The following is an 11,768-nucleotide window of genomic DNA, read 5'->3' as shown; positions in this document are numbered from 1 at the left end:
CGTATCCTCCTTTAAATAATCTTTCTATAGAAAGTGTCGTACACTTTGCTATCTTGCTACATCTTAATTCCCGTTTGACTTAAACTTTCAACGAATCCCTTTTGTGCAACAATATAAATTAATAAAAGTGGTATAATCGCCATAATCATTCCTGTTGATATCATCATCTGTCCATAAGCAATGGATGGTTTAGTTCCTGTTCCATTAATTGCTGTTAAATAGTCCGATAATAGCCCAGTAATGGCTGTTAGTTTACTTGATAATAATGATATTTTTCCTAAAAACATCTTCGAATAGAATGAGTCAGTCCATTGCCAAACAAATGCAAATAAAAAGCAGGAAGTTAATATTGGAGTTGCATCTGGCAACATGATACGTACGAACGTTGAAAAATTACCACAACCATCTACATAAGCTGCTTCTTCCAATTCTTTTGGAACCCCTCTAAAATATTGACGTATTAAAAATATGTACAATCCACTCTTTAGCCCCATACAAGTCATACATAATAAAATATAAGGGATCATGGAATTTTGTAAGTTCATAGTCTTTCCAGTCGTTGCTTTCATCACTCCAAAGAAATCAAAGAATCTGAAATTTAAGTAAAGTGAGGACATAATTGTCTGTGGTGGAACAATGATTACCAACAACACACAGGCAAACCAAAATCTTTTTAAAGGGAACTGGAATCTTGCAAACCCGTATCCAACAAGTGTACAAAATGTAACTTGTAATAAGCTTGACATAACTGATACACCCAGTGAATTTCTCAAAGCCTTCCAGTAACCAATCAGTGAATTCACTAATTTATAGTTCTCTGTTGTGAAATTCCTAGGTATTACTATGATCGTCGGATCATATAAGTCCTTCTCTTGCATAAAACTCAAAGAGATCTTATTGAAAATTGGCTGTAAGATTAAAAAGCATAAGCCAAATAATAATATTGCCCGAATTAGTTTATACGCTTTATTCGCTATTACTTTTTTCAGGAGATAACCACCGGATTGTTGATTTCGCCTTTTAAAATCGTTCCATTTTTCTTTTTGGTTTTTATTCATAATAATACACCCACCTTGAAGTAATGGCACTGAAAATACCAATGATTAGCATGACTGATACAAAATAGATCCATGCCATAGCAGAGCTAAATCCATAATCCATTTTTGATATCATAGTTTCTGAGATTTTACTCATAACCTCGCTGTCAGTCCTTGTAAAGAAATCAACAATTGTATAGATTACATTTACAAGAATAACAGGACTTACAAGTGGTAATGTAATCTTCCAAAAACTTTCCCATGAAGTACATCCTTCAATGGTTGCTGCTTCATACATACTTTTTGATATCGTTTGAAGCCCTGAAAGGAATATGATAATTTGGATACCAGAAGCAATAACAACATCATAAACATTGTTTACAACATTATAAACGGTCTCCAAAAATCGATCTCCAAAACCACTGTTCGCTAAGATGTCTTCTAGTACTGCGGTTATATTCGAAGTTTGTGAATTTGCTTGTATGTATTCCTGCATTCCGGATAATAAGCTATTATTAAACTCTAGTCCAACTAAAACCCCCGAGGAGAGTATAACTGGAAGGAAAAATATAGCACGAACAACTCCTCTCCCTTTAAATGTTTGATTTAATAATAAAGCCATGAAAAAACTAACAATCAATGTAGTGGGAACCTGAGTTGCCATACGTGTTAACTCTTCTGTTAAAAATCTAGTATATTCAGGATCAACCGTTAAGGCTTTTTTAATATTTGCTAAACCGGTAAACTCCAATAAAAATCCACCATTTCCTACACCTATTACTACGTTACTAAAACTCATCCTTAGTGACTCAAACAATGGAACAACCATAAAGGCTAAAAAACCTATGATAAATGGAGAGATGAATAAATATCCTGCAATTGCTTTTCTTTTACGCATATTTTTTTGTTTCTTTTTTGCCATGTTACTACCTCCTCTCCACTTTATAGTCTCTTGCTGGTATACTTAGGTCATCAACTTTATAAGCATCATAGTTATAATTCGTATATACTTTTGTACCATCTTCATAAGTAGTAACGAATACTCCTGGAGATAAGATCTCGTGTGTTGTTATAAACTGATTAAAACAATGCCCTAGTTCTTCATTGTATCTACTATATAATCGATAAGCCTCTTCTTTCCACTTGCTATAATCGCAACCAAACAAGTAGGTATATAGTGTATCTTGTAATACATTGGAGCTCTCCTTCATAAATGTAAAGGAAAGGCCTGCTCCCGTTTCCGCACTTTTTAAAATCTGCTCCTCATAATCTCCAGAAAGGTTAATGGATGAACCAGTATAATTTACTAAACCATGGATTGCTATGGAATAGAACGGAACCATCGAATCAATGATTTGGAATTGGTTACCCTTTAACTCCATGTCTGTTACCAGAGTTGCATATGGAAGTGCATAATCATTTCCATATTTTATCATTACATTAACATTTTCTTGTTGTATCTCACTTAATTTTTCCTGTTGCATATGGATTACTTCTTCTCTCGTAGTAAGGTTTTTCGGATTATAATCCGCACTTACTACATAACCAATATCAGAAAATGCTACATTCGTTCCATATTCCTTTGCCTTTGTTTTTAAATTCTCCATGTAAGTAATTATTCTCTGTGGTTTCAGTAAATAAAAGGCATCTTTCCAATCCTCAATTCCATAATAAACAGGTGAAAACGAATATAGTTTTATCACTTCACGACTTGAATATTTTGCAACATCTTTACTGATGCTAAAACCATTGAATCCACTCTGTGGAAAAGCATAGGTAACAGTGCCTTCTAAGTAAAGATCAACTCCCTGTTCTTTAGAGAAATTTATTAACTTCTTTAAATCCTTCTCACTTCCAAGCTGCGAAATTGTTTTAACATTATCGAGAACTTTTTGCTTAATTCCATTATTCGTCCATCCACTATAACGTATGGAGAGATTCTTATATCCTCTACTTATAAAATCTTTCACCATTTCTTGTGCTTCCGTATAGGAAGTTAAGGATGTTGGTACCGAGACTGGAAATCCAAGACGTTGTTTAATGGTGTCAATCGCTCCAATCAACGTTATATTTACTGGTGTATTACTATCGTCACGTTTTACTAATTGGTTGTGTTTGCTCATTAAATACTCTCGATATGCAACTGCCATATCTGTGTAAGTATCTGACTCTAAAAAGCAATATCTTTGTTTGATGGATCCAGTTGGTTTTTTTGCTTCAAATACCATTACGGATTTGTCTGTTTTTGCTGATACATTCAGTGAAGATGCATGCAGTACAGTATACGTAGCTCCAATGTAGTTATAGCTATGAGAACGTCCACTAATGTCTGCTTCTATGGATGCAACTGATGCGTAATCTTCTAAAATACCAATCATTGAACTACCATTTTGGGAGATACCAAATACCGGGAAAGAGCTTCGTCTCTCATCAATGACTGCATCTCTTTTAATTCCTTCATCCCATCCATATACTTCATTGTAGTAGGAACTTTGTTCTACTTTCCCATTATTAAACTGAATAATTCCACCATTACCTTCTGGAACCAATAAAAATCCTTGATCTACTGTACTTCCTGCACCAAAATAAGGTAGTAATTTTACTTTCGTTAATGGAAATGTTTTGGTCCACATCATATCTTCAAATGGTAACTCAATTACTAATTCATTGTCTTCCAAACGATAAACAATGGACAAATTAAAATATGGTTTGTTTTCTCCACTTTCACCAGAGTACCTTTTGTTGTCAGCTTCAAAATCTTCTCTCGTATATCCAGCCGCAGCAAAGATTTCTTCTATTTTAACCTTCAAATACTCCTGTATTCCTTCTCTTATAACATAAACATTTTCCTGCTCTAAATCGGGATATAATTCTAAAAGCTCCGCTTTGTTGTCGGTAGGACGTAAATTATTGATGTCTAATTTACGATAGTAAGAATTTATTTTCTTTTTCGCACTTGCATCCATTTTATCCATAAATGTTGTTATTCTAGATTCTGAAATTGCTTGTGGAAATATGTACTCTTTCTGAACATCACCAATAGTGTAATTTACCTTTACATAATCCTGCTCTTGAATTATCTGAAAATTATTCTTACTGATGCTATACTCAAAATTATTAAACAATGTATTTATACCAGCATCATTGCTATATTCTAATAGCAGTGTAGACTGTAGATATTTTTTACTCTTGGCATCTGCGCTAGGATCATTTTCAGCATCCACTGGATTCGAATTCCATACAGAATTATCCTTCTTGTTTCGTACTTCAAAATACGTAGTGTTGGGATCTAGCGTAAATACTAACGAATCATTTTCAAGTACATAAGTACTATTATCCTCTACATAACTATAGGTATCCATGATATCATCTTGCGCAATTTCTTTTGTACAACCGACCAATAGCACCGATGATATCAGGATTAATCCTATTTTAATAAAATGTTTCATCACTTGCCTCCTAATCAGTAAAATCGAAAAACTACTTCCTTGTACAAAGAAATAAAGTAAGCTGCAGCATCTGTTACTAAACTAAAGAATAAAAGGAACACAAAGATAATTACCATAATACCAATTGCCGTTGCAATTAAAGTTAACACCGTCTTTCCTAAAGTGTAATCATGTATCATCATGGTAGCGCAAACAATTAAAAATGCACACCAGATATTAGAAAACGATGTTAGATAAAAATAAAATGCCCCTTCCTGAACTGTCATCAAATTACTGATAAAAATCATTGGTAATTGTATAATTACATATGGTGTTAACGCATAGCCAATCGCCATATATATTTGTTTCATTGTACCTTTTCCATTAAAAAGTGTAGTCAATGCCCAATTTGCTACGCATCCTAAAATTATTGGTAATATAAATCCTAAGATTATTTCAATTATGTTAACATATTCCCATATTACTTTATTGAATATAAAACTTGTAAATTGAAGTTTAAAGACTGTTGTTAATAATGAAACAGCAATTATTATATTGGCAGCTGCAACAGATCCTCTCTTTTCATGAGTTAAATCCCAAAAACCATCCAGTGGATGAGTTATTACATATAAGGAATAACGCAATGTTTTTCCTACATGTGTTACCTTGTTTTTATCGAATACACTATTTAATTTCACGCCTCATCCACCTCTCTCTTTATTTTTTTCAACTTTCCTATAAGAGGAGGAATTGCAATGATTGCAAAGAATCCACATGCAATCCAAGCGATATGCTCTTCAATCCACTCTTTTCGGTATAATTGGAATGCTTTCGAATAATTTTCATCGTCTAATTTTATTTTAAAATATTCCATTGCTTCCTTATAATTTTCTTGTCTTAACAACGCTCTTCCTATTCCAATATAGGCAAGATCATAATTACCATTTTGCATTAATACCTGTCTCCAATAATCCGCAGAGATATCGTAATTCCCTTTTTCATACTCTGCCAATGCATCATAAATTAATTGACCATATTGAGTCATTTTTAGAATTGTAATACCAGCAGATTTAGAGTCTAGAACGACTAAATCATTGCCCATATGATCAATCGCAGTTGGATACTGAAAATATCCCTGTTTATTACCTAAACTACCAAATGCATATAGTAAATTTCCTTGAGAATCATATCCAAAAATTCTACCTCTTGTACGATCAATTGCATAATATGTACCATTGTCAAGGGCTGTAATATCGATTAATTTTGAAGCACCAGAGATGCCAGCTGCATTTCCCCACCAAAGGTCACCAATTGGAGGATACTCACCGTTTTTGATTAAAATATCCGCTCCCATCGCATTCAATTTACGAATAGGCTTCGCTTTATCATTTTTCAATTGATATTCTTCAAAAACGGATGTTGTGCAATAAATAAAATCTTCTTTATCAAGAGCGAGATTGTTATATTCTGTAGGAACAAATTGCTGCAATTGTTCTCTTTGTTTCTTCGTAGAAATCATTTTCCACAAATAATCTCTGATATTGAACTTCACTTCATTCGCTCCAATGTAGCCACCAAATTCTCCATTGTTTTTATAGGTAACGAAACCTTTATTATAATTTTTAACTAGTACGATTGCTCTACCGGACCCATCAGTAACAACTTTCATTGGAAGAAAGTCTGAGGAAGTAGCCACCGTTTCATCCACTGGTCTCTCCATCTGTTTCACAAATTGCAGGTCTTTCGTTATATGTACTACTCTTTGATTATTCGTGTCGCAAATGTACATGTCACCATTTAGCGAAACGTATATATCTTGAGGACCAGAAAATGTTAATATATTGCTATCTCCGGAAAACTCACTAAACTCATTCTCTAAGTTTATCTGATCTCCTTGTCGTTCTAATATAACGATTCTGTTATTTCCAGTATCACACACATAAATACGATTATCTCGAACAAAAATTCCTTGTGGATCTTTAAAATCACCGACTCCAAAGTCGCTCCCTGTCAGTAAACGCTCTGCGGTATAAGCATCTGGAGATTCTCTATTTTCTCCCCAGTAATCATAGGTATAGGTATATGTAGTGCCTGCTGCATGTACTGTGATTGTTGGAAACAACAGTAATGCAACGCATAGTAGTATGAATGCAAAACTTTTTTTCTTCATTGTTTCCTCCTTAATCTTTAATTCCAGAACTAGCCATTGTTTCTATAATATTACTTTCAGATATAATAAAGATTGCAATCGGTACAATCATCATAACCAAAGTAACCGCAGCACCAACACCAGCTCTTGAAACACCACCATTGATAATTTGTTGTAATGCATATGGTAGGGTTTTTAACTCCTCCGAGTAAATAAAGTTGGATGCCTTTGTATTCCACAAATTTTGAACAGAAAGTATTAATAATGTTAACCAAGCTGGCTTCACCATTGGTATTACAATTCTTGTAAACACTCTCCATTCCTTAGCACCATCGATCTTTGCAGCCTCTAACAGTGCATCTGGTATCCCCTCCATATATTGTTTCATAAGGAATAATCCCATAGGAGCTGCAAATGCAGGTATGACAACTGCCCATACCGTATCTACCCATCCTATCTTTGACATTATTAAATAATTTGGAATAGCAGTTACATACCCATTAAACATAAGGGCTGTTATTACTATATTAAAGAACGTCTTTCCTCCTGGTATATCATATTTTGCAAGTACATAAGCTCCCATAGAAGCTATAAGTAAGTGTCCCCCTGTACCAACTGTAGTAATAAATACCGTATTAAATAAGTATCTTGTAAAAGGAATCCAAGATTTTCCCATAATTACAAACAAATCTTGAAAATTATCCATGGTAGGATTTTTCACAAATAATCTTGGAGGAAAGACAAATATTTCATCCAACGGTTTAAACGCACTGTTGATTGCATATACCAATGGAAATGCCATAAATAAGCCAAAAAGTATTAATATGAACCAGATACCGATATCTCCTGCAAGTGATCGATTCGGCTTATTCCGTTTTAAATGTTTTCTACTTTTCATACCTTTATCTCCATCTTCTACGAACTTAAGTTCCTACTCGTCTTAACATCGCTTGTATTAGCTTATTGCAAAGTATCATAGTAATAAATAGCAACGTCGCTATCGCCGATGCATACCCCATTTCAAATCGTATTGAGCCATAGTCAATCAAGTGCGTTACTACTGTTTGTGTTGCATAATCTGTACTTGGAAAACCTGTCAAAGCAATCGGCACATCCGCAATTCCAAAAGATTGTGTTATGGTCATTACAGCACCAAACAAAAGCATTGGTTTCATACTTGGTAACGTAATATACCACAATTCCTGCCATCTGTTTTTTACTCCATCAATATATCCAGCCTCATATTGTTCTCGATCAACGCCCTGCAAACCTGCAACGAAAGCGAGGAAGCCTGTTCCCAAACTCATCCATAAAGTAACTATTAAAACTACTTGTAACATGTAAGCAGGATTCGTCAACCATAAGATTGGTGCATTCGTGATACCAAATTTCATCAGAAATGCATTAATATACCCATAGGCATCCCCTGAAAACATGATCGCCCATATCAAATATACCTGACCTGATATTGTGGGTGCATAAAAGATAACAACTGCAAATGCACGTAACATTTTTGGTAATTCATTAATAAACCATGCAAATAAAAATGCGGCCATATATCCAATCGGTCCTGTAATTGCTGCAAGTATAAATGTATTTTTTACAGCAGTTAAAAACACATCGTCTGCCAGAATTAAATTAATATAATTTTGAAGTCCAATAAATTTAGGAGGTTCTAAAACATTGAAATATGTAAAACTTAAAATTAAGGAGGTGAGTACTGGAATTACATAAAACAGGGTAAATAAAACGGCATAGGGCGCTAAGAACAAATAATATGTTTTACACTTCTTCGCTTTTTTCCATGCAATGATTGCATTTTTCTTTTTTAACATAAAATATTTCTTAATAAACTGAACCAACTCAATCCCCCCTATCTCTCATCCAGTCCAAATTCTAAACGCTTTTTACTTATTTCTTCGTTGATTGTTCTAGCATAATCTAGAAGTGTTTCTCTCGTATCTTCCTTTTTATTAATGATTCTACGTATTGCATTGGTGATATGCCTTCCAGTGTAATAACCTCCAGCTATCTCTCTAATGCCTACGGTGTATGTTCTTTGCTCTTTTAATACTTCTTGCTGTTCTTTGCTCCATGATAATTGCTCAAACGCATTCACATTCGCAGTTGCATATCTAGCAGAAGCTCCCATTACGCTTTCCATTTCTTGACCAAAACGAACCTGTGTTTCGGTACTTACCCACCACTTCATAAACTCCCATGCATTTGCTTTTTTAATCTCATTCTCCTGAGCCAGCATCATAGTTCCACTTCCGCTGGTATGACAAGAGCGGTCAATTGTACCATCTTCTTTTAATGTTCCTGGTATTAGTGTAAAATCCCAAAGGCCCCTGATTTCAGGTGCAAAAACAACAAGGGTGTTAAATGCACTATAGTCTTGAATTCCAATTGGCATTTCACCAGATCGAAATCGATTTACAAAATCATAAATGGTTGGTAATTTATAATGTGTAAAGAATTTTGTAAATGTACTAAATGCTTGAACCCCACTTTCTTCATCAATTAATGTAGAACGTCCATCCTTACTATATAAGGCCCCTCCATTTTGATATAACAACGCAAAAAAGCTTGATAAATCAGGAGAAGAAGTGTTACCGATGACACGCTCAGTTGTAGGTATTGCTACCGACATATTATTCTGCTGAATGATTGGAAGTATAGCGATTAATTCATCCCAGGTATTAGGTACATCTATCTTTAATTCTTTTAATATATCTTTTCGGTAAAACATAACGTTAAAATTCTGTGTTTCTGGTAACGCATAAATACCGTCTTCAAACTTAAATGGTTCATATGCACTTTTATAGAAATTCTCTAACACTTCTTCATAATCAGAAAACTGAGTTAGATCCTCTACTGCATTTCTTAAAGCATAATTTACTGGTTCTCCCTGACCAACAGATAATACGACGTCAGGTCCTGTACCTGCGATTACGGCATTGAGTAATGTTCCCGCTTCTACAAGTTTTACGTTTACTTTAATATCTGTTTTTGGTATAAATGTATCATCAATCATTGCCTTTAAAATAGTACTTTGATCACGCCCCGATAATATCCATACCTCAATTGCCTCATCTTTCTCATAAACATCACCAACCGCATTGTAGTCCTCGGTAAAGGACGCTACAAATGATCGAACTTCATGAATTACCTTATCAAACAAGTTCTCTTTTACGACGTTTGGTTCTGCATCTAATCCAGTGATTGTGATATAGTCAATATCAAGTGGCGCTTCACTCATAGTTAATATAGAAGTTCCTAGCGCACTAATGTTGTCTCTAAAGTTAGTAAAACTTTTTGGTATTTTATCGGGATTCTTAACAAACCGTTCTAATTGTTGCGCTAAGGTAAGTGCCGCTGCAACCTGACTTGCCTTCTGCCCAGTGTAATTAACGATTTCATCCACTATTTTGTATAAACGTTTGCTTTCTAATTCCATTGCTTCGATAATTTCTGGGTATACCTGATCAATTTTATAATCTCTATATTTATCTGGAGTAGTTCCTGTTAGTATCAATATTTTTCGATACATTTCATTCAGACGATACACAGACTCTTCCATCTGATTTAATATAAGCCCAAGATCACCAAGCGTAACTTCTAATTTTATAGAATGCTTACCTTGTGTTAAATAAAATTGATATGGAATGCCATCTTTATCTTCCAAGTTTAATGACTCCCATTTATTATTGTAACGAAAACTAATTTCGTTTAACTCTGAAAAAGGTATCTCCCCATCAATATAAATCGATCGATTGGATACAAATCCACGATTATAATTCTGTCGTCCTTTTAGGGCTATATTGTAGTAACCTTCTTGTGGTACTTCAAATTCCCACTCTATCCATTGTCCAGCAACTCTCCAAGCATTGCCTCCAATCATATTTAATTTTATCTTTGAAACGCTATATGGTACTGTATTAGAGGAAGAACGATCATAGATCGCGTAAAGGGATGGTGAAGATCGAAGTGTAGCAGTCTCTCCCTGTACCACTTGAATATAATTTTTTGCTTCTTCTGATTCAGCAACCGTAGGTAAACTTTGTTTATATGCTTCATAGTTTTTATTCTGATCTACACTTTTTAATGTTAATGACTTAATAATCACCGGTTCATTTACTGATTCTAATCCAATAGTATTATTACCTTCGTTAAAATAAAAAGTATAAGGTTCCGCGTAATATCCTGAGTGATCTTTAAAAAATCCTCCAATCCAATTTGGAACATCTACCTGACTTGGACGAATATCATTTCCTTGATTATCCTGTTTGACTTCATTTTTATCTGTCCATAGTCTTGTAAAACTAAGAGTATCTGCACCTAAGAATGGAACTTCTCCATTTATATATAACTTTCTTTCAATATCTACGCCTCTTGATTGTACTGGATAATATTCCATATATATTTGATAAAATCCTGCCTGTGGTACCTCAACTTCCCACTCCACATAAGATTCATCAGAAGTCGAGATAACATTCGTTACCCCTTCAAAATTATCTAGTATTTCTACATCGTTTCCTTTTACATAATCCTTAATAGTTACAGAAACATCCGTATCTGGGTAAGATATCCCCTCATACACCTGTAGGTATTTTAAGTATGTATTTTCACGTCCAATTCCTTCAATATCGCTACTTAAATTTACTTCATTTGCATACTTGTGTTGATAGTTTACATCTCGCTCTTGTGAAAAAATGATAAATAGAATTGCTATTGTGATTACGATTAATAAAGCAAATAAATATTTTTTCTTCGACTTCATACCTACCTCTCCTGTTAATTAAATTGTTAGTTACGTGCTAACTTAAGTTCTTTCGTGTTTTCCAATAAAAATCAATTAACTTTTTTGTCTTTTATATATATATTTTACGTATATTTTCCTTTATTTTCTTATTGAGTATTGCTAAATATTGACCAGATATTGCTATATTAAAAATTAATTAGAAAATCCATTGCATTTTATCCATATTTACTCCAATTTTTTTAATATATTGTCATTTATATTTTAATATGATATCATCATTTATAACAACATGCTGTGCTTAACGTAATTTTTCGTGATTTTATTGTGCATTTTCTATACTTTATACAAATTCACTTTACTTTACATTAGCAATAAAAGTGTCTATCTTC

Annotated in this window: 8 protein-coding genes; all 8 read right to left on the bottom strand. The window is 33.9% G+C overall.

The features are described 5' to 3' along the window. Positions 1-56: 56 nt before the first annotated feature. From BN4220_RS12965 to BN4220_RS12930, 8 genes are read right to left on the bottom strand one after another with little or no spacing between them, the layout of a single operon-like run. Positions 57-1,058, bottom strand: coding sequence for a carbohydrate ABC transporter permease (locus tag BN4220_RS12965; RefSeq protein ID WP_066717010.1), 1,002 nt, complete (start codon positions 1,056-1,058; stop codon positions 57-59). After that, complete coding sequence (locus tag BN4220_RS12960; protein WP_066717008.1) at positions 1,051-1,959, bottom strand: carbohydrate ABC transporter permease; 909 nt, start codon at positions 1,957-1,959, stop codon at positions 1,051-1,053. Before BN4220_RS12960 ends, BN4220_RS12965 begins: the two co-directional genes overlap by 8 nt. Positions 1,960-1,963: 4 nt before the next feature. Further along, the gene (locus BN4220_RS12955; protein ID WP_066717006.1) at positions 1,964-4,486 is read right to left on the bottom strand and encodes a DUF5696 domain-containing protein; all 2,523 of its coding nucleotides are present in this window, start codon (positions 4,484-4,486) and stop codon (positions 1,964-1,966) included. Positions 4,487-4,500: 14 nt separating this feature from the next. After that, positions 4,501-5,163 (bottom strand): Yip1 family protein, encoded by a 663-nt coding sequence (locus BN4220_RS12950; RefSeq protein ID WP_066717003.1) that lies wholly within the window; start codon positions 5,161-5,163, stop codon positions 4,501-4,503. Next, a complete protein-coding gene (locus tag BN4220_RS12945) occupies positions 5,160-6,635 on the bottom strand; it encodes a hypothetical protein (RefSeq protein WP_066717001.1) in 1,476 nt (491 codons plus the stop codon). The genes BN4220_RS12950 and BN4220_RS12945 overlap by 4 nt, the downstream gene beginning before the upstream one ends. A gap of 10 nt (positions 6,636-6,645) precedes the next feature. Next, a complete protein-coding gene (locus BN4220_RS12940) occupies positions 6,646-7,512 on the bottom strand; it encodes a carbohydrate ABC transporter permease (protein WP_066716999.1) in 867 nt (288 codons plus the stop codon). Positions 7,513-7,537: 25 nt separating this feature from the next. Then, complete coding sequence (locus BN4220_RS12935) at positions 7,538-8,476, bottom strand: carbohydrate ABC transporter permease (protein WP_242867793.1); 939 nt, start codon at positions 8,474-8,476, stop codon at positions 7,538-7,540. Between the two features lie 11 nt (positions 8,477-8,487). Beyond that, entirely contained in the window at positions 8,488-11,397 is a 2,910-nt protein-coding gene (locus BN4220_RS12930; protein ID WP_066716996.1) for an extracellular solute-binding protein, read from the bottom strand. Between the last annotated feature and the right edge of the window lie 371 nt (positions 11,398-11,768).

Source organism: Clostridium sp. Marseille-P299 (assembly GCF_900078195.1).
In the GTDB taxonomy this organism is placed as follows: Bacteria; Bacillota; Clostridia; order Lachnospirales; family Lachnospiraceae; genus Lachnoclostridium.
The sequence above is the reverse complement of the archived record's forward strand: the minus strand, read 5'-3'. Positions and strand labels throughout refer to the sequence as shown.

Coding starts and splice junctions, on each gene's coding strand:
- BN4220_RS12930 (WP_066716996.1), bottom strand. CDS start 11,397: ATGAAGTCGAAGAAAAAATATTTATTTGCTTTATTAATCGTAATCACA.
- BN4220_RS12965 (WP_066717010.1), bottom strand. CDS start 1,058: ATGAATAAAAACCAAAAAGAAAAATGGAACGATTTTAAAAGGCGAAAT.
- BN4220_RS12940 (WP_066716999.1), bottom strand. CDS start 7,512: ATGAAAAGTAGAAAACATTTAAAACGGAATAAGCCGAATCGATCACTT.
- BN4220_RS12945 (WP_066717001.1), bottom strand. CDS start 6,635: ATGAAGAAAAAAAGTTTTGCATTCATACTACTATGCGTTGCATTACTG.
- BN4220_RS12960 (WP_066717008.1), bottom strand. CDS start 1,959: ATGGCAAAAAAGAAACAAAAAAATATGCGTAAAAGAAAAGCAATTGCA.
- BN4220_RS12955 (WP_066717006.1), bottom strand. CDS start 4,486: ATGAAACATTTTATTAAAATAGGATTAATCCTGATATCATCGGTGCTA.